General features: G+C 63.9%; 17 protein-coding genes, 1 rRNA gene and 1 pseudogene. 9 read left to right on the top strand and 10 right to left on the bottom strand.

All coding sequences use genetic code 11. The annotated features are described in order from the left end of the window. On the top strand, positions 1–3,069 hold a 3,069-nt coding region (locus CH256_RS03335), incomplete at its 5' end, for a UvrD-helicase domain-containing protein (RefSeq protein ID WP_094668871.1). Next, the gene (gene recD / locus CH256_RS03330; RefSeq protein WP_094668870.1) at positions 3,066–4,928 is read left to right on the top strand and encodes an exodeoxyribonuclease V subunit alpha; all 1,863 of its coding nucleotides are present in this window, start codon (positions 3,066–3,068) and stop codon (positions 4,926–4,928) included. The genes CH256_RS03335 and recD, both read left to right, overlap by 4 nt. An 18-nt stretch (positions 4,929–4,946) precedes the next feature. Here recD and CH256_RS03325 read toward each other — a convergent pair whose 3' ends face one another. The 4 genes and pseudogenes from CH256_RS03325 to CH256_RS03310 all read right to left on the bottom strand — a co-directional run bounded on the left by CH256_RS03325 (position 4,947) and on the right by CH256_RS03310 (position 9,605). Then, positions 4,947–5,762 (bottom strand): TY-Chap domain-containing protein, encoded by an 816-nt coding sequence (locus tag CH256_RS03325; protein WP_094668869.1) that lies wholly within the window; start codon positions 5,760–5,762, stop codon positions 4,947–4,949. 77 nt (positions 5,763–5,839) lie between these two features. Next, positions 5,840–6,982, bottom strand: a pseudogene (locus CH256_RS03320) (sulfite reductase subunit alpha); the annotation flags it as partial. A gap of 107 nt (positions 6,983–7,089) precedes the next feature. Then, on the bottom strand, positions 7,090–8,574 hold the full coding sequence (locus CH256_RS03315) for a DUF2079 domain-containing protein (RefSeq protein WP_094640015.1): 1,485 nt from the start codon (positions 8,572–8,574) through the stop codon (positions 7,090–7,092). A gap of 50 nt (positions 8,575–8,624) precedes the next feature. Next, the gene (locus CH256_RS03310) at positions 8,625–9,605 is read right to left on the bottom strand and encodes a GTP pyrophosphokinase (protein ID WP_094640016.1); all 981 of its coding nucleotides are present in this window, start codon (positions 9,603–9,605) and stop codon (positions 8,625–8,627) included. Between the two features lie 91 nt (positions 9,606–9,696). Here CH256_RS03310 and CH256_RS03305 point away from each other — a divergent pair, with 91 nt between their 5' ends. Further along, positions 9,697–10,671, top strand: coding sequence for a sigma-70 family RNA polymerase sigma factor (locus tag CH256_RS03305; RefSeq protein WP_094640017.1), 975 nt, complete (start codon positions 9,697–9,699; stop codon positions 10,669–10,671). A gap of 14 nt (positions 10,672–10,685) precedes the next feature. Here the strand turns inward: CH256_RS03305 and CH256_RS03300 are convergent, their stop codons facing one another. Next, positions 10,686–11,093, bottom strand: a complete 408-nt coding sequence (locus tag CH256_RS03300) for a VOC family protein (RefSeq protein ID WP_094640018.1) — start codon at positions 11,091–11,093, stop codon at positions 10,686–10,688. A gap of 177 nt (positions 11,094–11,270) precedes the next feature. Next, positions 11,271–11,540, bottom strand: coding sequence for a hypothetical protein (locus CH256_RS03295; RefSeq protein WP_094640019.1), 270 nt, complete (start codon positions 11,538–11,540; stop codon positions 11,271–11,273). 269 nt (positions 11,541–11,809) lie between these two features. Here CH256_RS03295 and CH256_RS03290 point away from each other — a divergent pair, with 269 nt between their 5' ends. Further along, positions 11,810–12,991 (top strand): NAD(P)/FAD-dependent oxidoreductase, encoded by a 1,182-nt coding sequence (locus tag CH256_RS03290; RefSeq protein ID WP_094668868.1) that lies wholly within the window; start codon positions 11,810–11,812, stop codon positions 12,989–12,991. Between the two features lie 61 nt (positions 12,992–13,052). Beyond that, the gene (locus CH256_RS03285; protein WP_068050860.1) at positions 13,053–14,162 is read left to right on the top strand and encodes a hypothetical protein; all 1,110 of its coding nucleotides are present in this window, start codon (positions 13,053–13,055) and stop codon (positions 14,160–14,162) included. Between the two features lie 34 nt (positions 14,163–14,196). Here CH256_RS03285 and CH256_RS03280 read toward each other — a convergent pair whose 3' ends face one another. Genes CH256_RS03280 through CH256_RS03265 form a run of 4 tightly spaced genes read right to left on the bottom strand, consistent with a single transcriptional unit; the run spans position 14,197 to position 19,215 of the window. After that, positions 14,197–15,639, bottom strand: coding sequence for a GntP family permease (locus CH256_RS03280; protein ID WP_094668867.1), 1,443 nt, complete (start codon positions 15,637–15,639; stop codon positions 14,197–14,199). Beyond that, complete coding sequence (locus CH256_RS03275; protein WP_094640023.1) at positions 15,636–16,274, bottom strand: bifunctional 4-hydroxy-2-oxoglutarate aldolase/2-dehydro-3-deoxy-phosphogluconate aldolase; 639 nt, start codon at positions 16,272–16,274, stop codon at positions 15,636–15,638. Before CH256_RS03275 ends, CH256_RS03280 begins: the two co-directional genes overlap by 4 nt. Further along, positions 16,271–17,884: an N-acyl-D-amino-acid deacylase family protein gene (locus tag CH256_RS03270; protein ID WP_094640024.1), complete on the bottom strand. Its 1,614-nt coding sequence runs from the start codon at positions 17,882–17,884 to the stop codon at positions 16,271–16,273. The genes CH256_RS03275 and CH256_RS03270 overlap by 4 nt, the downstream gene beginning before the upstream one ends. A 14-nt stretch (positions 17,885–17,898) precedes the next feature. Then, positions 17,899–19,215, bottom strand: a complete 1,317-nt coding sequence (locus CH256_RS03265) for an alanine racemase (protein ID WP_094640025.1) — start codon at positions 19,213–19,215, stop codon at positions 17,899–17,901. Between the two features lie 96 nt (positions 19,216–19,311). Here CH256_RS03265 and CH256_RS03260 point away from each other — a divergent pair, with 96 nt between their 5' ends. The 4 genes from CH256_RS03260 to CH256_RS03245 form a co-directional block, all read left to right on the top strand. After that, on the top strand, positions 19,312–20,334 hold the full coding sequence (locus tag CH256_RS03260; protein WP_255183363.1) for a sugar kinase: 1,023 nt from the start codon (positions 19,312–19,314) through the stop codon (positions 20,332–20,334). Then, positions 20,331–21,122, top strand: coding sequence for an IclR family transcriptional regulator (locus CH256_RS03255; RefSeq protein WP_094668866.1), 792 nt, complete (start codon positions 20,331–20,333; stop codon positions 21,120–21,122). Before CH256_RS03260 ends, CH256_RS03255 begins: the two co-directional genes overlap by 4 nt. Beyond that, a complete protein-coding gene (locus CH256_RS03250) occupies positions 21,119–21,520 on the top strand; it encodes a RidA family protein (RefSeq protein WP_068050854.1) in 402 nt (133 codons plus the stop codon). Before CH256_RS03255 ends, CH256_RS03250 begins: the two co-directional genes overlap by 4 nt. Positions 21,521–21,996: 476 nt before the next feature. Beyond that, positions 21,997–22,064: ribosomal RNA gene (locus CH256_RS03245) — 16S ribosomal RNA — on the top strand; the annotation flags it as partial.

Below are 22,064 nucleotides of genomic sequence, written 5' to 3'. Positions count from 1 at the left end.
GTGGCATTTCTGGCCGCAGTCGACGACGCAGAAGTCGACCGGCGGCGTCGACGGTTGCGTAGGGCCTTGTCGGACTTCGACGCCGGAACCATCGTCACCACCCACAGTTTCTGTCAGCGCATGCTCGACGGACTCGGCATCGCAGGCGAGCGCGAACCGGAATCGACGTTCGTCGAATCCGTCTCGGACCTACTCGAACAGGTCGTGGACGATCTGTATCTGCAGATGTTCAGCGGTGACGACGAGGCACCGGCATTCAGCAGGCGGGATGCCCAGCAGTTGGCGCTGTCGGCCGTGGGTGACCAGCAGTCGATTCTGTATCCCGACACCGAGGACTCGGACGACGACAATCGCGAGCCGGCACTGCGTGTGCGGTTCGCCCGGGAAGCGCGCCGGGAGATCGAACGTCGCAAACGCCTGCTCGGTGTGCGCGACTACAACGATCTTCTGGGACTTCTGCATTCGGTGTTGTCGGACCCCGTCCACGGTGAGGCTGCCTGTGCGCGAGTGCGAGATCGATTCCGCGTCGTGTTGATCGACGAGTTCCAGGACACCGACCCCATGCAGTGGGACATTCTGCGGCGGGCGTTTCACGGCTCCACGACGCTCATCCTCGTCGGCGATCCGAAGCAGGCCATCTACGCGTTTCGCGGAGCCGAGGTACTGAGTTACCTCGACGCCGTGCAGACCGCGGACCACCTCTACGAGCTCACCGCCAACTGGCGTAGTGATTCGGGGTTGCTCGACGCCCTGCACCATCTGTACGGCGGCGCAGCCCTCGGCCACGACGACATCGTGGTGCACCCAGTCGAAGCGCGAAACCCTCTCTCGCGCATGGTCGGACATCCTCCCCTGCGGCTGCGTTACCTACCGCGAACCGGCGCTGGTCCACTGCGGCAAGGCTTTCCGGCAGTCGACCGGCTCCGATCCAGGGTTGCGGCAGACGTTGCGGCGGACATCGTCGAGCTGTTGTCCGGACATGCTGAGCTCGAGCGACCCGACGGCCGCCGGGTGATCGAACCGCGTGACATTGCGGTGTTGACCCGAACGACCAAGCAGGTGGCGTTGATTCGGGACGCACTCGACGCGGTAGGGGTGCCGTCCGTCGTGTCGAGCAGCACCAGTGTGTTCGGTACCGAGAGTGCCCGACATTGGCTGTGGTTGCTGCAGGCGATCGAGCAACCGCATCGCACCGATCGCGTACGTTTGGCCGCGTTGACTCCTCTGCTCGGGTGGACCGCTGCGCAGCTCGACGCCGGGGCCGAGGATGCGCTGTCCCAGGTCAGCAGCCGGCTGCGTGAGTATTCGGTGCTGTTCGACGAGGCCGGGTTCGCGGCAGTGTTCGAGCGGGTGTCGGCCCAGTCCGGACTCGATGCCCGGTTGCTCGCGGTCGAAGCCGGTGAGCGCACGATGACCGATCTGCGGCACATCGCCCAATTGCTCAATCGCGCCGCGGTATCCGAGTCCTACGGAATCACCGCCCTCACTCGCTGGCTGACCGACCGCATCAAGGAACCGGCAGCGGGCGGGTCGACCGACCGCAGTCGTCGACTCGACAGTGATTCCGCCGCAGTGCAGATCATGACGACACACGGCAGCAAAGGGCTCGAATTTCCGGTCGTCTACCTGCCCTACGCGTGGGACACGTTGTACTTCAGCAAGCCGTCGACGCTGTTGCTGCACGAGAACGGCACGCGAATCCGAGACGTCGGCGGACCGTCCGGAACGGGCTACGCGGCCAGGAAGATCCTCAACGACCAGGAGGAAGCAGGCGAGGAACTGCGACTGCTCTACGTCGGCCTCACCCGCGCCGAGAGTCGGATCGTGCTGTGGTGGGCCCCGGGCCGAAACACCGCGACGTCCTCGCTGCACCGCATGCTGTTCGGACGCATCCCCGGAATTGCTCTGCCGGAGCCGTCGTACAAGGTTCTCGACGACGCGACGACGGCGAACCGGCTCCAATCCTGGGTCGGGTCGGCAGCAGGCCTCATCTCGGTCGAACCGGTGGGGCCCGGCGAGCCGTCCACCGCACATTGGATTCGTCCCGAGCAACCGCACCTCGCCGTCGCTGCCGCACGATTCGATCGAACCCTCGACCTCCTGTGGCGTCGGACGTCGTACTCCGCGTTGACAGCTCACGCTCACGACGCCGCGCCCGCCCAGCCCGAGGTAGGAGTGACCAGCGAGACCGAGCACCCCGAGAAGACGGACGAGCCCGCCGACACGGCCGTGGGCAGCGAATACCCGGGAAGCGAGCACATCGACGAACAGCTGGACGGAATCGCGTCACCGATGAACGGCATGCCTGCCGGCGCGGCGTTCGGAACGCTCGTCCACGAGGCACTCGAACACCTCGACACGTCCGCACCCGATCTGCTCGCGGAACTCGAACGTCGCTGCGCTGCGGCGGTGGCGTCGCGAATGGCGGAGGTCGATCCGGTGGCGTTGGCCCAAGCCCTTCTGCCGGTGATGCAGACACCGTTGGGATTCGGGACGCTCGCCGACGTAGCGCCGTCCGACCATCTGGCCGAACTCGACTTCGAGCTGCCCTTGGCAGGCGGAGACGATCCGGTGGCGAACACGGTCACGTTGAAGTCCGTCGCGCGCCTGTTGCGTCATCACCTCGATCCGGCGGACGTGCTCGCGTCCTACGCGGATCTGCTCGACGGTCTCGAGTCGACACCACTTCGCGGCTTTCTCACCGGAAGTATCGACTCGGTTCTGCGCGTGGCAGGACCGCGGTACGTCGTGGTGGACTACAAGACGAATCGAATCGTCAGAGGCGATCTGACCACCGGCAACTTCACGCGCGAGAAGATGGCCGAGGAAATGATCCGCTCGCACTACCCGCTGCAGGCAATTCTGTATGCCGTTGCGCTGCACCGATATCTGCGCTGGCGTCAATCGAATTACGACCCGCAACTGCACCTCGGCGGAATCCGATACCTGTTCGTGCGGGGCATGGTCGGACCGCAGACCCCCGCCGGGTGTGGGGTGTTCGACTGGGATCCGCCGGCCGCACTGGTGATCGAGTTGTCGGACCTGCTCGCTGGGAAGGTGACTCGATGACCGGCGTGTCGATTGCGCTGCGCGGCAGTGGAATCCTGCGCACCTTCAACGATGTGGGTGTGCTGTCGGCATCCGATGTGCACGTGGCGCTGCGCCTCGGTGCCCTGGCCGGTGAGTCGTCGGAGAACGTACTGCTCGCCACTGCACTGACCGTGCGTTCGGTGCGATCGGGCTCGGTGTGCCTGGATCTGCGACGACTGCGGGACGTCACCGTCGACGAGGACTCGGACGTCGATCCGAGCGCACTCCCGTGGCCGGAGCTCGACGACGTGCTGCGAGCACTGAGGGTGAGTCCACTGGTGGTCGGGAGCCCGAATGGACCGTTGCGGCCGCTGAAACTGGTCGACACCGATCAGGGTGAGCTGCTGTACCTGGACCGATATCATCTGCAGGAGAGCACCGTTCGAGATCTGCTCGACGCGCGTTCGCAATCCCATCCCGCCGCCGATGCCGTCGAGATCGGTGACGCGCTGGCCACGCTGTTCGTGGACGAATCGGGCGCGCCGACGGCCGCTCCCGATCGACAGCGAATAGCGGCAGCTCTGGCGGCGACGGAATGGACGACGGTCATCGCCGGCGGCCCTGGAACCGGAAAGACCCACACCGTAGCGAGAATTCTGGCGCTTCTCGTTCGCGAACACGGAAGCGATCTGCGCATCGGATTGGCCGCACCCACCGGCAAGGCCGCAGCCCGGTTGCAGGAGTCCGTGTCCGAACAAGCCGGTCTCCTCGGGCTTCCGGCAGATCTGAAAGCGATGACGCTGCACCGACTTCTGGGATGGAAGCCCGGCAGCAAGACGAGGTTTCGGCACGACGCCGAGAACCGGCTGCCGTACGACGTCATCGTCGTCGACGAAACCTCGATGGTGTCTCTGACGATGATGTGTCGGCTGCTCGAAGCCGTGCGTCCGGAGTCCCGGTTGATTCTCGTCGGCGACCCGGATCAGCTGACGTCGGTCGACGCAGGTGCGGTGCTAGCAGATCTGGTTGCCAGGCCGGTGACCGGAATCGAGAACCCGGTTCTGGCGCAGCTCGTCGACGCGGACTTCGCCGCCGCCGAGGATCCCGCGGAAGCCGCTCTGAGCGCGTTCGAGCGAGACCGACTGCGCGGCGGCGTCGTTCGGCTCAGTCGTGGCCGACGGTTCGGCGGAGCCATCGCTCGCTTGGCCGTGGCCGTGCGAGACGGCCGGGGCGGCGATGTCATGGCGCTGCTCGAGTCCGGCGCGGAGGAGATTTCGTTTCATGGCCCCGACGACGTCGACGCGCTGCGCTCCGACGTGATCGACACCGCCGCCGAGGTCACCGACGCCGCCGTACGAGGGGATGCCACCGCAGCACTGCTCGGGCTCGAGAAACATCGCCTCCTGTGCGCTCACCGCGAGGGTCGATGGGGGGTCTCGCGGTGGGACCGGCAGGCGATGGAGTGGGTAGGAGAAGGAAGCGGCACGTTTCTCGATCCCTCGCTCTGGTATCCCGGTCAGCCCTTGTTGGTGACGGCCAACGATCACGAGGCAAGGATCTACAACGGGGACACCGGCGTTGTGGTGTTGGGAGACAACGGAACTCCGATGGCGGCGTTCGCCCGAGGTCGTGGTCACGTGTTGATCCACCCGAATGTGCTCTCCTCGGTACACACCGTGTACGCAATGACGATCCACCGCAGCCAAGGCAGTCAGTACGACACGGTCTCGGTTCTGTTGCCCGCCGAGGCGTCGACACTGTTGACCCGAGAGCTGTTGTACACCGCCATCACCCGCGCGCGATCGCACGTACGGGTGATCGGTACCGAAGAGGCCATCCGAGCGGGCGTCGAACGTCAGGTGCTGCGAGCGAGCGGCCTGCGCCGAAAGATCCTGTAGTTCGTCGGATCCTCGTCGTCACCGGCACGCGTGTCGGTCTGCCCTCGTCACCGCGTCCATGCTGTGTGCGACCAGGAGCCAGGTGCGGGCAAGGTTCTTCCACACCGCGCCCGAGTTCTTCCCATTCGTGTCGTCGGGGCGAGCGCGAACAGCGGCCGATCGATGCAGCGACAGTGCCCGCGCTGTCAACGCGTCGATATCGCCGTCGGCGCACACCGTTCGATCGGTGTGCGCGTCGACGCGCCGACCGATCAACTGGCACAGCGCCTGAAGTGACCTCAGCTCGGCAGGAACGTCGTCGGATGTCTCCGAGGGACTCTCGGTCGCTGCGCCGGTCGTGCGACCGAAGGACCCGCGTTGCAGGTCGACCGGCCCCGACGATGCTCCGTCGGCCGCCACGCTCCATACGCTCAGGAACGACGGATGTGGGACGTTCCAGATCTCGCGGAACGCGCGCGTGATCATCTCCGCGACGAGCGCAGCATCGGCTCGGGTGTCGGTTCGCGTGAGATCGATGATCGACCCGTCCGCGACCGGCTTGCCTCGATCCAGCCAACCGCAGTCGAGGAGCTGCACATCCATGGCCGTCGCGTCCGGGGCATCCGGGTACAGCAGGGACGGCAGCGCTGCCACCGACACCAGCACGCCGCTGTCCGTCGCCGCCACGTCGATGTACGGGCGCAACCCACGCTCGCCGGGGCTCGCCTGAGCGGCGGACACCGTGATGTAATCGCGCCGCGGCAAGGTCCGAAGACGCGCATGCAGGTTTTCGGTGAACGTGGCCCACGCGAGCGCGGTGGTGGAGTCGAAATGGCCGTTCTGCAGTGCGGTCACGGTGCGAACCCTCTTCTCGGACGAGAACTGATGCCTGTACTCGAGACCGTAGCGAGGGGGTCCGACAAGAAACCGCGTCAGTACACGTCGCGCAGGTAGCGCTTCGATTGCTTGAGCTCGTTGACATAGTCCTCGGCGGCATCGGGGGAGCGGCCGCCGTGTTCGGCGACGATCTCGTGCAATGCCTCGTCGACGCCCTTGGCCATGCGCGTCGCATCGCCGCACACATAGAGGTGCGCGCCCGCTTCGAGCCACCCGTACAGCTGCTTTCCCGCCTCACACATGCGGTGCTGTACGTAGATCTTCTCGTGCTGGTCGCGAGAGAAGGCCAGATCGAGTCGCGTCAGCAGACCGCTGCGCTCGAAATCGGCGAGTTCGTCCTCGTAGAGGAAGTCGCTCGATCGATGCTGATCGCCGAAGAACAGCCAGTTCTCGCCTGCAGCGCCGCGGGCGCGACGTTCGTGCAGAAACGCGCGGAACGGTGCCACTCCGGTTCCCGGCCCGATCATGATGATCGGGGTGTCGTCGGACGGGAGGCGGAACGACTTGTTGGCGGACAGGAACACTCCCGCCTGATGTCCGTCCCCGATGCGATCGGCCAGATACGTCGAGCAGACGCCGCCTCGATCACGCTCGGCCGACCGGTATCGGACCGTGGACACGGTCAGATGAACGGTGCCCTCGTGCGCGATCGGCGACGAGGAAATCGAGTAGACCCGGTGCTGCAGAGGACGCAGCAAACCGAGGAACTCGGCCGGATCGAACGTCCCCGACCGATCGAGATCGAGAACGTCCACGACATCGCGACCCCAGGTCCAGGCGTCGAACGATGCGCGGTCACCGTTCTGCAGAACGTGATCGAGCTCGGCGTCACCGGCCCGTTCGGCGACGGCCTCGATCAGATCCATGGACGGGATGCCGATTTCGTACTCCGTCGTCAGCGCCTGTGCGAGGGTGATCTCGCCGGATTTCGTGTGGACGGCCGTGTCTGCCTGCACTCCGAGGCGGTCGACGACGGCGGAGACCAATGCTGCGTCGTTGACGGGTTTGACGCCGAACCCGTCGCCGGCCTCGTAGACGATGCCGCTCTCGCCCAGCGCTATCTCGAAGTGTCGAACTTCTTTTGCGGATGTCGGACCGGACAGGCGACTGTTGCTCAGAACCTGCGCGCGGTAAGGATTCTTCCGATTCCACGGTGAGCGCTTCGATGCGGTCTTGGTGGCGCCGAGATCGCCGATTCGAGCGTCGATGTCCTGTACCTGCCTTGCATTTGTCGTCACGATGCGTCGAGCGAAAGGTCGACTGTTCGAAGACTAATCGTGCGCAGTCACTCGCGGTGCAGGACGTCTACTCCGTCGACGGAGAAGACGACGTCGTATCCGCTCGCCAGCGCCCGGCTGATCGCCTGACGATCACCGGTCTCGTCCGTCGGCCAACCCGCCGGCCGTTCGCGGTTCACGACGATCCAATCCGGGACGGTCGAATCGGTCGTGCGCTGCGGAAAGACCGACACGTCGTGGTCGGCGACGAGTTGGGCCACCAGATTGTTCGACGCCGCAACTCGATCATCGGCAGGAATCCACTCGGAGATTTCTCGGACGGTCTCGGCTTGCGGATCGATCGTCCATTCCTGGGCGTGCACCACGCGTGACATGGGCAGGAACGGCAATGCGACGACCGTGAACGCGGCTACGAACGCAACGATGTAGTGCCGGCCGCGTTCGCTGAGCTGACCGTGCCGGTGGCTGCGCGCGAACGCGTCGAGCAAGGCGACGAACACGATGACCATGAGGATCGCGTTGTAGTGATAGATCGGCTTCCAGAAGTTCGTGTTGTCACTGAGAAAACGCCATGCCACCGTCGGGACCGCGATCAGCAGTAGCGGAGAGCGCAGAGCGAAGAAGCCGGTGACCGCAAGCAGCAGAAACGCCGTGGCCGCCCGCGAATCGCCGGCGACCAGACCGTGCGCTGTATCGGCGATGCCCTCGCCCAGCGGAGGCAGTTTCGAGCCCTGGTCGTACGAGTTGTCGGTGCTCAGGGCCGGAACGATCACCTTGACCGCGAGCACCATCCAGGTCAGTCCCCAGACGGCCGTCAGCGCACCGAGGATGCGGGTTCGTCCGGTCGTCCACAGCGCCACCAACGCCCCGACGACGATCACTGTCAGACCCATGTCCTCTTTCACGAAGACCAGCGGCAGTGCCCAGGCCAAGGCCGGCAGCCAGCGCTGCCGAACCAGTGCGACCATCGACATGGCCAGCAGCGGCATCGCGAAGGCCACCTCGTGAAAGTCGAAGTTCAGCGCAGCCTGGACGCCCCAGGACAGTCCGAACGCCGCGGCGATCACGATGCCGACGATCGTGCCGAACTTCTGTACCGCCAGTCGGCTGATCGGAATCACGGCGAGTGCGAACAACACGGCTTGCGCTATCAGCAGCGTCTCGGCGTGCGGGAACAGCCGGTAGACAGGCCCCAGCAACGCGGTGATGGGCGAGAAGTGGTCACCCAGCGTGTTGTAGCCGGTGCCGAGCAGGTCGGATGTCGGCGCCTGGAACTGCGAGTACGACGCGATCTGCTGGACGAATATGCCCAGGTCGAATCCGGAGGTGCGGAGCTGGCGATGGCCGAGGACGGACATCACCGCGTACAGGGTCGCCAGCACGGCGAACGAGACGGCCGGCACCATTGTCTCGGCGGAACGGAGTTTCGCGCGCCGGTCTGTGGTCGCTGTTTCGTCGGTCGCTGTTCTGTCGGTCGCTGTGTCGACACTGTCGGCATCGGTGACGACCGTGGAGTTCTCGGTAGTGGTCACGAGAAGGCATGTCTACCGGACCGACGTGAGACGTTCCTGAGAACCGCCGGTCAGCGCTTGCGTTTTTTCGCAGGCTTGCGTCGGGGCGGCTGCGAGGTGAGGTGATAGTAGAGCGCATCCTCGGAGTCTTCGACCACCACGTCGATGAAGTCGCCCACTTCGAGGTAATCGTTGACGGCAATTCTGTCGGTCGAGCCGATGACTGCTTTCACCGATCGGGCGGGAACGAGGCCTCTGCGGCCGTCCGGTCCGACGGCGAGTGCATAACGTGGGCCGGTGCGGGTGACCCTGGCACTGATGAAGTCCGGATCTTTCGGAATCGGGTCGGCCGCGAGCACGCCGCCGTCCTTGGACGCTGCCGTCAACGAGTCGAGCTGCGCGGCCAGATCGTCGGCCATCGCATCCACCTGATCGAGCAGGTGGGCCATGTGCGCGGCGTAGTCGGTGTGCTTCTTGGTCGGCTTCAGTGCCTCACCGGGCTTGTACATGTCCTCGTGTGTCAGCTCGCCCCAGGCGTCCTGCAGGCGCGTCTTGACCTGGACTTCCACCTTCACGTCGAGATCGCCCTGGTGAGTGGCAACTCGAACGACCAGCACGGCGTGATACGCGCGGTAGCCGCTCGGCTTGGGAAAGGCGACGTAGTCGGTGGGTGGTTGCGCGAACCGCACGGAGCATTCCGGGTCGTTGCACGCACGCTCGAGCGCAGCGACGAACGTCAGCTGATCGCGCGGGGTCTTGCACAGCACCTTGACGCCGACGAGATCGGGCAACGCCTCGGCGACGGCATCGGCGTCGGTCGGTTCGGTGATGCGGCCCTCGGAGAGATACCGGCGCAGTTTGTCGGCCGATCTGCCCGGGTCCTTGATGCGTGCCATCTGCGCGTTCAATCGGTCTCGATCGACGTCCTCGAGAATCTCGTCGGCGATGGTCTCGAGGAAATTCTGCGCGGTGACGAGAGCGGCTTCCCACGCTCGACGACGCTGCAGGTACAGCTCTTCGACCAAGTCGTCGATACTCGTTGCCGATGTCACGATGCCGAGGTTAACGCAGAAGTGTCGCCGATCCTTTCGGCGGCGCGCATTCGAGCTGTGGTGCGACGGTGTCCGGTTTACGCTCTACCGCATGACCGTGGCCTCGGAACAGAAGGACGACTTCGTCGAGCAGTTCGATCCCTTTCGCCGTGAGTTGCTCGCACACTGCTATCGCATGACCGGGTCGATCCACGACGCCGAGGACCTGTTGCAGGAGACATACATTCGCGCGTGGCGGGGGTACGCCAAGTACGAGGGCCGATCGTCCCTGCGCACATGGCTGTACCGAATCGCAACCAATACCTGCCTCACCGCTCTCGACGGCCGGGCGAAGCGTCCTTTGCCGACGGGTCTGGGCGCACCGAGTTCAGGTCCCACCGACGAACTGGTGCAGAACAACGAGATTCCGTGGCTCGAGCCGATCGCCGATTGCGAACTTGCGGATGCGAGCGATCCCGCCTCGATCGTGGTGGCGAAAGAATCCGTACGGCTCGCCTTCGTCGCCTCGCTGCAACATCTGTCGTCTCGGCAACGCGCGGTGCTGCTGATGCGCGAAGTGTTGCAGTGGAAAGCGTCGGAGGTTGCCGAAGCTCTCGCCACGACGACGACCGCAGTCAACAGCCTCCTGCAGCGAGCACGGGAGCGTCTCGACGAGATCGCGCCCGAGCTCGACAACGTCGAGCCCATCGAATCCGCGGAACTACAGAAACTTCTCACCCAGTACGTGGAGTGTTTCGAGAGCTACGACATCGATCGACTGGTCACGCTGTTCACCTCGGACGCAGTATGGGAAATGCCGCCGTTCGTCGGGTGGTATCAGGGTGGCGAGACGATCGGATCTCTTATCCGGAACAACTGCCCCGCAAACGGAGCAGGCGATATGCGGATGGTGGCCACCTCCGCCAACGGTCAACCTGCGTACGGGCTGTACATGCTGGCAGAGGACGATGTGCACCGGGCCTTTCAGCTGCATGTTCTCGATGTCGATGCCAGAGGGGTCGGGCACGTGGCCTGCTTCTTCGATCTGACTCTGTTCGATCGATTCGGCTTGCCCGACAGCCTCTAGGGCGACAAGATAGGTCAGCCGTGCGGCACGGCCGACGGATCCATCCACATCACTTCCCACACGTGATTGTCGAGATCTCGGAACGCCCGGCCGTACATGAACCCGTGATCCTGGGGTTCCATCCACTTCGATCCACCCGCGGCGATCGCCGCGTCGGTGAGCGAATCGACCTCCTCGCGACTGTCGGCAGAGACGCACATCAGCACCTCCCGGGCCGAGCCCGTGTCGCAGATCGAGTCCGAGATGAAGTCCTCGAACCGAGAGGTGGACAGGAACATCACGGTTGCCTGGTCGCTGACGACCATCGAGGCACAGTTCTCGTCGCTGAACACATCGTTGAACTCGAATCCGAGACCCTCGAAGAATGCGCGGGTGGCGACGACGTCGCGGACGGGCATGTTGGCGAACAACAAACGGGACATGGATACACACCTTTTCCGGAAGAACTTGCTGCTTCGGACCGTCGAACAACGGTCTTGCTCGTACTGACAGCGGTCGATCCGAAAAGTCATCGGGTTGTGGATGTGCCGACACGACGCGACCCCGCCGAGCGGGTGCTCGACGGGGTCGCGGACTGCGAAGCTGAAGGGGGCGTGTAGTTATCGCGTGATCTGCGCGAGGCGTGACAGCATGCGCGTGAAGACGTGGCCGTCGTTGCCGAGGTCTGCGTAGGGGTCGGCTGCCTGGTCCGACTCGGTGGCGCCGGACGTTGCCGCAGCAAGCGTGCGCGCCAGGCGGGTACGACGCTCGATGGCGTCGAGGATGGTGCCGTCGAGCATTGAAACTTCGTCGAAGAGCTGGTCGACGTCAGCTGTCGCGATGTCGGCACTGTCGGTGCCAATTGCGAGCGAATCGATCTGAACAGTCACATCGTCTCCTTTTGTTCGCGTCCTGAGGTGTGAGTCGTTCGGTCGGCCGGAACCGTTACAGCTCGACCCGTGTAAAAACGATGTTTCGTCGCCCAGACCAAGATGCCCACTGGGCGGGCCTGGGCCAACCTCTTCGGGGTGTGATGCTGCATACAGTCCGGTCGGTTCCCCGACCTGCGGGTTCTCGAGGGGTGAAGGCTCGAAGGATTCTTCTCGTGTTGTTCGGGTACCTACGGAAGCGAACGACGGCAACTTTCGAGGAGTGAACGATGCGTTACGACTACCTGATCATCGGCGGGGGAATGGTTGCGGACAGCGCTGCTCGCGGAATCCGCGAGCAGGACGCGTCAGGCTCCATCGGCATACTCGGCGCAGACCCCGACGCGCCGGACACCCGCCCGGCGCTGTCGAAGAAGCTGTGGACCGATCCGGATTTCGGCCGCGATCAGGTCTCGCTGGACACGGCCTCCGACACCGGTGCGGAGGTGCACACCGGAACTCGAGTCGCCTCGGTGGACCGCTCGAACTCGTCGGTCACCACCGAATCCGGAGAACGCCACGAGTACGGCAAACTCCTCCTGGCAACGGGTGCAACGCCGACCCGGATCGAACTGCCTCCCAGCCCCCGCGTGGTGTACTTCCGCACTTTCGCCGACTATCGAGCGCTGCGCGAGCTCACGAAGACCGCCGATCACATCGCTGTGGTCGGGGGCGGATACATCGGCACCGAAATTGCAGCTGCGTTGTCTCTTCAGGATGTGAAGGTCACACTGGTCACCTCGGATGCCGTACTCGGAGGACACATGTTTCCGCCGACCCTGGCTGCCGGCTTCGACAAGGGTTTCGCCGGCCACGGCGTCACTGTGCGCCGGGGAACGAAGGTCGTGTCAGGGGCCGAGGCGTCGGCGCGCGTGCAACTTCAACTCGACGACGGTTCGACCGTGGAGGCGGACGGAGTCGTGTTCGGACTCGGTGTGCGACCCGAAACAGAGCTGGCCGAATCTGCAGGGCTGGCAGTCGACGACGGAGTGATCGTCGACGAGTTCCTCCGGACCGAGGACGAACACGTCTACGCCGCAGGTGATGTGGCGAACTACCCCGACGCCGTTCTCGGTCGCCGACGCATCGAGCACGTCGACAACGCGACCGAAATGGGCAAGGCCGCAGGACGAAATATGGCCGGTGCCGCAGATCCCTACACGTACACCCCGTACTTCTATTCCGACGTGTACGACGACGGATATCAGGCGATCGGCACGGTGTCCACGACGCTGAATGTCATCGAGGACTGGAAGACGGTCGGCAAGGAAGGCGTCGTGTACTACCTCGACGACGACGCCGTCGTCCAGGGCGTCCTGATGTGGAACGTCTGGGAGGGGCTCGACGTGGCGCGCACGTTGCTGGCCGAGAAGAAGCCGCAGACCGAACAATCGCTGAGCGGACTGATCTGAGCTTCTGGAACACTCGAAGGTGAGCGGACCAGCGACGGTTGGACGTGACCTAGGAGAGATGATGTCCGAGTTCGATGGCAGTGGGTCGGCCGAGCAGCGTGCCCGATTCGACGACGAGGTTCACAGCCGCTGCGCCCGCTGCCGGTTGCCCGGACATTCCGAACCGTTGTCCGACGTGGCCGCGGTCGCCATCGCGGCCGGGCGCGTCGACGAGGCCACCCGAGCTGTTCTCATCAATCGATGGCATGCGGGACGCTCGCTGCCGTCGATCGGGGGATTCGGCGCGCTCCGCAATCTGGTGGACGAACGCGATCGGTGGCTCGCCAAGGACACGACGAGCAAGCCCGGATCGGCTCTGGTGTACAAACTTCGAGCTGCCGAGTTGAGCAAACGCGTCAATCACCACCGCACCACCGTGGTGATGTCCAATCGGCACTACGCCACCGGAGTACGCGCGGCGCGAAAAGAGCGCCGAGAAGGTGTGCACCTCGATCTGGACCAACGGGATGCGATTTTCGATGCGTTGACGAGGACGCCTGCGCCGGAGAAGTTCGGCCCGATTGCCGAGCGAGGTCTGTCTCTGGTGGACGCGGCCACGGATCGGGTCAGCACGCTGGCGCGCAAAACTCCGGTGGCCGACAGGGTCGAGTGGGCCACAGGACTGGTGGATCAGTTCGTGGATCGAAAAGACGACCGCTTCGTCGATCGCTACGACACTCTGTTGTTCCTCGCGGGCACTTCGTTCGACCGGGTGCGTCGGTCGCCGGCATGGCAGTCGACGTATTTCGAGATCCAACGCAATCAGTTGGACCTGTTCGTCGAACTCACCGAAATCGCGGTCGATGCCGCGTCGCTGCGCACGGTAGCGACCGAGCTGAATCGGATCGGTGAGACGATGGTCGACGAAGAGACCGCAGCGCAGGTCGAATCCCGGCGTGGCGCACTGGAAGTGGTGTGGAGGCAGTTGACCGGACGGGTGGCCGCGCTGGTTCGACTCGCGAATGTGGTCGAGTCCTCGGAGACCGAGGCGCGCACGTCCGACGCGATGGCCCGCGCGCACAGCTTGGACGATCGGATCGATGACCTCGTCGGGCGGTCGGGAAGCCGGGAAATGTCCGCCGAGAACACACATTTCGTCGGTGATCAAGTGCGGACGCAGTGGCGCGACTGAGTGCCGCCGAGGGCACACAGTCGCGCCACTGGCTCTAGGCGATGATTGCGAACAGAATTCCCGCGACGACGAAGCTGACCACGGACAGAATCGTCTCGAGGACCGTCCACGTTTGCAGCGTCTGCTTGACGGTCAGGTTGAAGAATTTCGCGATGATCCAGAAGCCGCCGTCGTTGACGTGGCTGGCGATGATCGAGCCCGCTGCGATCGACATGGCGATCAGCGCGACGGCCGGAGCCGAGTAATCCTGGGCTGCGACCAGGGGCCCGACTATGCCGCCGGTCGTCACGATGGCCACGGTTGCCGAGCCCTGCGCCACGCGCAGCGCACAGCTGATGATGTAGGCCAGGACGATGATCGGTAGACCAGCCGCTGCCATCGTGTCGGCCAGCGCGGTGCCGATGCCCGTGGCCGAGATGACCTTTCCGAAGAATGCGCCTGCGCCGACCACCAGCAACAGCATGCCCACCGGACGAAGCGACTCTCCGGTCAGCTTGCTGAGTTCCTGGACCGTGGATCCACGTCGAATGCCCAGAACATAGAACGCGATCAGAACTGCGATGAGAAGCGCGACGGCGGGCGTACCCAAGAACGTGAGCACCTCGAGTAGGTTGCCGGGATCGAGCAGAATGCTGCCGAACGTGGCACCGAGGATCAGGACCAGCGGAACGGCTATGATCGCTCCGATCGTGCCCACCGACGGCGGCGTGGTGACGACCGGACGTTTGGTCGCGACCGTGCCTGCTCCTCCACCCTCGGTGGTGCTCGCATCGCTTCCGTCGTTGATGAAGTCCTCGGGGACGTCGACGATGATGCGTTTGCCGATCCAGTTACCCCACACCAGGCCGGCGGCGATGAATCCTGGTATTCCGCAGATGAATCCGAACAGGATGAGCCACCCCAGGTTCACCTCGAGCAGACCACCGAGGGCGACCGGTCCCGGGTGCGGTGGCAAGAAGGCGTGCGTCATGGACAACCCTGCCAGCATCGGCAGCGCATAGTGCACCAACGACTTTCCGCCTTGGCGCGCCGCCACGTACACCAGCGGTGCCAATACGAAGATGCCGATGTCGAAAAACACCGGAATGCCGAAGATCAAGCCCAGCAGTCCCATTGCGATGGGTGCTCCGCGTTCCCCGAAGACGCCCAGTAGCTTGGCGGTCAGTGCCTGCGCGCCACCGGACTTTTCGAGAATCGCGCCGAGGACCGTGCCCAGTCCGATTATCACTGCGATGTGCCCGAGGATGCCCCCGAATCCGGTTTCGAGAAGCGATTCGTTGCTCTTGATGGCGGTGCCGACTATCTCGTTGACGGGCAAGCCGGCAGCCAGAGCCAAGCCGAGGCCGACGATGAGAAGTGCGATGAACGGTTCGAGCTTGACCTTGATGATGACGATGAGCAGTACCGCAATTGCGATGCCGCACAATACGAGTAGGCCTGGCGTTGAGGTTCGCAGCCAGTCGACGACAGAATTCATGACGAGCCTTCCTTGATGTCTGCATTGATAGCCGCCACGAACGCCTGTGCTCGCACGGTGATGTCGTCCCACTGGCCGGCCGCAACCGACGCCGGTGGAACCACATCGGTGCCTGCGGTCACTGCGACGGCACCGGATGTCAGGAACTGAGCGGCGTTTCCTGCGTTGACCCCGCCGGACGGAACGAGTTTCGCGTCGGGGAAGGGGCCGAGCAGATCCTTGAAATACGCGGACCCGACGGTCCGAGCCGGAAATATCTTCACGGCATCCGCTCCGAGATCGAGGGCAGTCATCACCTCCGACGGGCTGAGCGCGCCCATCATCAGCGGGATCCCGGCGTCGGTCACGATCGTGGCAACGTCGGGCCGCAGCCCGGGGGTCACCACGAAGCATGCTCCCGCGTCGATCGCCGACCGTGCCTGATCGGCGGTCAGGACGGTGCCGGCACCGACGACCGCACCCGCGTTCGATGCCGCGCGGAGCAGTGCCAGCACGCCGGGCGTGGTGAAGGTCAATTCGAGGGCCCGAATCCCGCCGCGCGAGAGCGCATTCGCCAACGCAGCAGGATCGGAGATGTGCGGCGCACGGACCACCGACAGTGCGCGGTCCTCCAGAATGGTGGTCAGTGCATTCACGATGTCTGCTTTCCAGTGGGATTCATCCGCAGGGCACGGCCTGCCAGAGAGTGCGTGGGGCGGCGATCGTCGACAGCGAAGGCACCGTTGACCATCACGTGGCTGATGCCGGCGGCCTGTTGCTTCGGATTCTCGAACGTGGCGGTATCGCGCACGGTTGCCGGGTCGAACAGGACTAGATCGGCTGCGTGCCCTTCGGCGATCGTGCCGCGGGCGCGCAGGCGGAGGCGCGCAGCGGGACGACCGGTCAGGTGATTGATGCAGTCCTCGAGCGAGAGCAACTGCTCGTCCCGAACGTAGTGCCCCAGGTAGCGGGGGAACGTTCCCCAGGCGCGGGGGTGGGGTTTCTCGCCGACAAGGATCGCGTCGCTGCCGCCCATATGGCGTGGATGCGCCATGATCTCGCGCACGTTCTCCTCGTGTCCGACGTGCTGCAAGATGGTGGTGGCCAGCGCATCTCGGCGAAGGAAGTCGAAGAACACGTCCACCGGTGACCGACCCGCCTCCGCCGCGATATCGGACATCGTGCGCCCGACGTAGCGATCGAGCTCCGGATTCGCCACTCCGCTGAGCTGGATGGTCTCCCATTCGACTGTCACGCCATGGCAGCCGTCGGACCCGTCGACGTCGACATCCTGTGCGATGCGTCGACGCATGTCCGGATCGTCGAGGCGTTCGAGCGCGCGATCCGGGCCACCCGACATCGCCCAACTCGGTAGCAGCGCAGACAAAGTGGTGGCTCCGGGCAGATACGGATACGTGTCGAGGGTGACGTCACATCCGTCCGCGATCGCAGAATCGACGCGGTCCAAGAACTCTCGTGCCCTGCCCCGATTGACGCCGAAGTTCATCGTCGCGTGAGTCAGATGCAGCGCACATCCCGTCTCCCTGGAGAGATCGAGCATCTCCTGGTATGCGTCGAGTGCGCCCGCGCCGTACGACCGAGTGTGCGGCGCGTAGAACCCACCGAAGTCGGCGACGACCTCGCACAGCGCGCGTAATTCGCTTGTGTCCGCATACATTCCGGGCGTGTACGTCAAACCGCTCGACATTCCGACGGCACCCTCGTGCAGGCCCTGCGCCAACAACTCCTGCATGTGGGCGATCTCGGACGGCGTCGCCGGTCGCTGATCAGGGCCCACCGCGAGGTAACGCAGTGTTCCCTGGGGAACGAGATAGGCAGCGTTCGGGGTGATCCCCTCGTCGAGGCGAGCGAGGTACTCGGAAACCGAGCGCCACGAGAAGTCGAGGTCGACGGGATTGCCGTTCCATCCGGCGATCTGACGCCGCACCACATCGAGCGTCGCGTCGTCGATCGGAGCGTAGGCGATGCCGTCCTGGCCGATGACCTCGGTGGTGACACCCTGACTGATCTTCGGGAAGTGGTCGGGATCGGTCAGTAGACGCAGATCGGAATGGGCATGCATGTCGATGAACCCGGGGGACAGGACCTGCCCAGGTGTCGCATCGACGATTCTGTCGGCACCGAGAACGGTGCCGGGTTCGGCGATCGAGGCGATGATTCCGTCGCGTACGAGAACGTCACGACGCAGTCGCGGAGACCCGGTGCCGTCGATGACGTCAGCACCTCGAAAGAGGATATCGGACATGGGGTTTCGACTCTCTAGAAGAATGTGTGCACGAGATCGACGACGCGAGGATCGTCGCTGTCGGCATCGTCGACGACGGGAATGAGACGCCACTTGTCGAAAGCGGTGCACGGGTGAGACAGCCCCAAGCGCACCACCGATCCCACCGGCAGTGCCCCGCTGTCCTCGGCCGGTAGGCGAAGGAACGCATGCTGATCGTTCAGCGCTGTGATGTCGGCACCGGAGGCGAGAGTCTCGGTTCCTCGAACGGATTGGGGGACAGGCAGTCCTTCGTCGAACGGGAAGTCCCGCTTTCCTGCATCGAGCAGCGCGAGACCGGGCTCCGGCCTTGAGACCGTCCGAGCCCATCCGTGCATCGCCGACATCAATGGCGCGTCGGTGCGGGCGGGAGTGAGTGGTGAGATTTGCGAGTAGAAGCCGTCGTCGTGCACCACGTAGGCACCCGAGCGCAGCACTACGTCGGTAGGTACTCCCTCTCCGTTGGTGAGAGAGCGCAACCGCTCGACCACGAGGTCCTGGTAGGCGCTGCCGCCGGCGGTCACGATCGCATGCCCGCCGTACAACCCCTCGGCATCGAGCGCGCGATGGAGGGTGGCCACGTTGTCGAGATAGGTCCGAACCGCCGCGAGGCCGCTGTCGGTCCGGTCGTGGCTCAGTGCGCCCTCGTAGCCGCCGACCCCGGCCAGAGTCAGCCGCGGCGACGACGCGATCGCACGTGCCACCGAGATCGCTTCTTCTGTCGTCCGCGCGCCGGTTCGGCCGTGCGGGCCACCGAGTTCGACGACGACCGCGACCGGCCGTTCTCCTTGCGTCGAGAGGATGCGGTCCATCTCGTGCACCGTTGCGACGCTGTCGGCCCAGCAGTAGAACTCGAATGTCGGGTGCGAATCCAGCTCGGCCGCAATCCACGTCAACGCAACAGGGTCGATCTCGGCATTGGCAAGAACGATGCGTTCGACCCCGAATGCGCGTGCTGCCTGAACTTGCCATCCGGTTGCGAGGGTGATGGCCCAGCTTCCTGCGTCGAGCTGCTGCTTCCACAGTTGAGGGGCCATCGACGTCTTCCCGTGGGGTGCGAGCAGCACTCCCGCGCGCGCAGTCCACTCGGCCATGACCGAGATGTTCGACGCGATGCGTGCTCGGTCGAGAGTGAGGACGGGCGTCGTGAACTCGGAGAGCCGCGGCGACGTGGCGAGAAAGCTCTCGATGGTGTGCCCCCATGACCTGGGTGGCAATGCCTTGTACTCGGGTCCGAGCACTCGTCGGCTGAGTGCCTCGACGGCATCGGTGTCGATCACGATCGTCTCCTCGGTCTCGAAAAACCCGCACATGCGTTGCGTATTTTGCAACGGTAGTTGCGCAATGTGTTTATGCTTTGTAGTCTGCAACGAAAGTCAGCGTTCCCGCAAGAGTTCGAGGAGATCGACGTGAAAGCACCACGAGCGGTGTGTGTGGGCGAAGGCCTCGTCGTTCTGGTTGCCGAGCCGGGCCCATTGGAGAAATCGAACACGTTCCACCGCACAGCCGGGGGCGCAGAAGCCAACGTGGCCAGGGTGTTCGGTCAATTGGGCGTCGATGCGTCGTGGATCTCTCGAGTGGGAGATGACGGATTCGGCCGGTACCTTGTCGGTCAATTGATCGCGGCAGGTGTCGACACCTCCGGTGTGTCGCTCGACCACGAGCGACCCACTGGCATGTACGTGAAGCAACGCGGATCGGGTTCCGGCGACCGCCACGACCTCGCATGCCGAGACAGTGCGATGACCTACTTCCGTGCCGGCTCGGCTGCGAGTGCTCTGTCGCCCACAGACATCGACGGGAATGCAGCGAACCTTGTCGCCCGTACCGACCTGATCCACTTCACCGGAATCACGGTGGCCATCTCCGATACCGCCGCCGATCTGACGAGATACTTGATGGATCAGCCCACTCTCGTCAGCTTCGATCTGAACTATCGGCCGGCGCTGTGGAAATCTCGGCCGGACACAGCCACCGATGTTCTCGGTGAACATGTTCGAGGAAGCGATGTGGTGTTCATGGGTGCGGACGAAGCTGCGCTGGTGTTCGGCACGTCCGATCCCGCCGAGCTGCGCGAGATGTTTCCGCAACCACATCACCTGGTGATCAAGAACGACGCGCACATCGTGACGGCGTTCGAGGGGGCCGCTCGGATCGACGTACCGGCGCTGAAGCTCGACGTAGTCGAGAAGATCGGTGCCGGAGACGCGTTCGCGGGCGGATATCTGACCGGACTGCTGTCGGGCAGGAGTTCCGTCGAGCGCGTTCGGTTCGGTCACCTGTGCGCGGCGGGTGCGTTGACCGGGCAGGACGACATCGCCTCGGTGCTTCCCTTGACGGTGCTGACCCAACTGGCCGAACTGGCCGACGCCGATTGGGCGAGGCTGGACTACGCGGCCACTGCCGCGCGCCACTCGGAGATGTCGCAATGAGTCAGAGTCTCGCGCGGGCGATGACACTGCTCGGCTTGCTCGGCGACGGACCGCGGTCGCTCGACGAGCTGGCGTCGGTTCTCGAGGTCCACAAGACGACCGTGCTGAGGCTCCTTCGCACGATGGAAGCCGACAGATTCGTCCAGCACGACGCGGACCACCGATATCAGCTCGGATCCAGGTTGTTCGAGCTCGCCAACCATGCGCTCGAACAGCGGGATGTTCGGAGCATTGCCCGGCCGCACTTGTCCGAACTGAACGCGATCACCGGCCAAACCGTCCACCTCGCCACCTACGAGGCCGGCGTCGTCATCTACATCGACAAGTTCGACGCCCAGCAGAGCGTGCGGATGTATTCGCGAATCGGAAAGCCTGCGCCGCTCCACTGCACAGCTGTGGGGAAGGTCCTCATCTCGGCGCGGCCGGAGGCGGAGCGTGTGCAGATTGCACGCAACATCACCTACACGCCGTTCACCGAAAGAACCATCACGACGGCCGAGCGTTACCTTCGCGAGCTCGACCTCGTGCGCGAGCAGGGGTTCGCCGAAGACCGCGAGGAGCACGAGTCCTTCGTCAACTGCATCGGATGCGCAGTACGCAACGGAACCGGTGATGTGGTGGCAGCGGTATCGATGTCCGTGCCCGACATGGTGCTCGATCATCAGCAGGTGCTTGCCACGCTCCCCGAAGTGCAGCACGCCGCGGCGGCGATCTCCGCAGGATTGGGATGGCACCCGCAAGAAGCCCAGGACGACAGAACACAGAACTCGAAGGAAGGAACACAATGAGTGAGAAGATCGAAATCCGCACCACAGGTGCGCCCGCACCTGCCCACACATTTTCCCAGGGAGTCCGGAAGGGGCCGTTCGTTCAGGTCTCGGGGCAGGGGCCGGTCGACCCGGCCACCAGTGAATACCTGTATCCAGGCGATGTAGCCGCGCAGACGACCCGCACACTCGAGAACGTCAAAGCGATCGTCGAGGCCAGCGGTGCGACCTTCGACGACGTCGTCATGCTGAGGGTGTATCTGACCAAGCGTGAGGACTTCTCGACCATGAACGACGCTTACGGCCAGTTCGTTTCGGCACATACGTCGGGGGACGTTCTACCGAGTCGCACCACAGTGTTCACAGGACTGCCCAGGGAAGAGATGTTGGTCGAAATCGATGCCGTAGCGATCGTCTGATCGAGGCATGCGGCAGATGTTCACACGAAAATTACATCTGACCAGGCGATTTGCGTAAGCGTTGGTCTTCGCGTAACTTTTGTCGAGTCAGAGCAACACGGACACCGACCCGGTCTTCACGGACTGGGACAACGAGGTTGTACGGAGTATGCACTGAACAACCCAGGCAAGGCTCGAAAGTAATGAGTCATGTCTGGGGTTCGAGCGTGTAAGCCCCGAAGTTACCGTGCAAACGGTAGTGACGGTGTGTGCGTGTTCTTTGAGAACTCAACAGTGTGTCGATGAATGTCAGTGCCGAAATTATTTTGTTTTGGTGAAAGCATTCGATGTATCAGCCATCCGCTTGTGGTGGTTGTTGTCGGGTGTTGTTTGAAATGCTAGTTGAGTTTTTCTGCTAGTGATTTGACTTGATGTCTTTGACTGATTCGCAGCTTCGGTCCTCTTGTCGGGGGTCGGGGTTGTTGTTTCGCAGGTCTTTTACGGAGAGTTTGATCCTGGCTCAGGACGAACGCTGGCGGCGTGCTTAACACATGCAAGTCGAGCG

It is taken from the genome of Rhodococcus sp. 05-2254-6 (assembly GCF_002258565.1).
Lineage (GTDB): Bacteria > Actinomycetota > Actinomycetes > Mycobacteriales > Mycobacteriaceae > Rhodococcoides.
Note: the sequence above shows the minus strand (reverse complement) of the source record. Positions and strands in the feature narration are given on the sequence as shown.

Coding starts and splice junctions, on each gene's coding strand:
- recD (WP_094668870.1), top strand. CDS start 3,066: ATGACCGGCGTGTCGATTGCGCTGCGCGGCAGTGGAATCCTGCGCACC.
- CH256_RS03305 (WP_094640017.1), top strand. CDS start 9,697: ATGACCGTGGCCTCGGAACAGAAGGACGACTTCGTCGAGCAGTTCGAT.
- CH256_RS03300 (WP_094640018.1), bottom strand. CDS start 11,093: ATGTCCCGTTTGTTGTTCGCCAACATGCCCGTCCGCGACGTCGTCGCC.
- CH256_RS03290 (WP_094668868.1), top strand. CDS start 11,810: ATGCGTTACGACTACCTGATCATCGGCGGGGGAATGGTTGCGGACAGC.
- CH256_RS03285 (WP_068050860.1), top strand. CDS start 13,053: ATGTCCGAGTTCGATGGCAGTGGGTCGGCCGAGCAGCGTGCCCGATTC.
- CH256_RS03280 (WP_094668867.1), bottom strand. CDS start 15,639: ATGAATTCTGTCGTCGACTGGCTGCGAACCTCAACGCCAGGCCTACTC.
- CH256_RS03270 (WP_094640024.1), bottom strand. CDS start 17,884: ATGTCCGATATCCTCTTTCGAGGTGCTGACGTCATCGACGGCACCGGG.
- CH256_RS03265 (WP_094640025.1), bottom strand. CDS start 19,215: ATGTGCGGGTTTTTCGAGACCGAGGAGACGATCGTGATCGACACCGAT.
- CH256_RS03255 (WP_094668866.1), top strand. CDS start 20,331: ATGAGTCAGAGTCTCGCGCGGGCGATGACACTGCTCGGCTTGCTCGGC.
- CH256_RS03250 (WP_068050854.1), top strand. CDS start 21,119: ATGAGTGAGAAGATCGAAATCCGCACCACAGGTGCGCCCGCACCTGCC.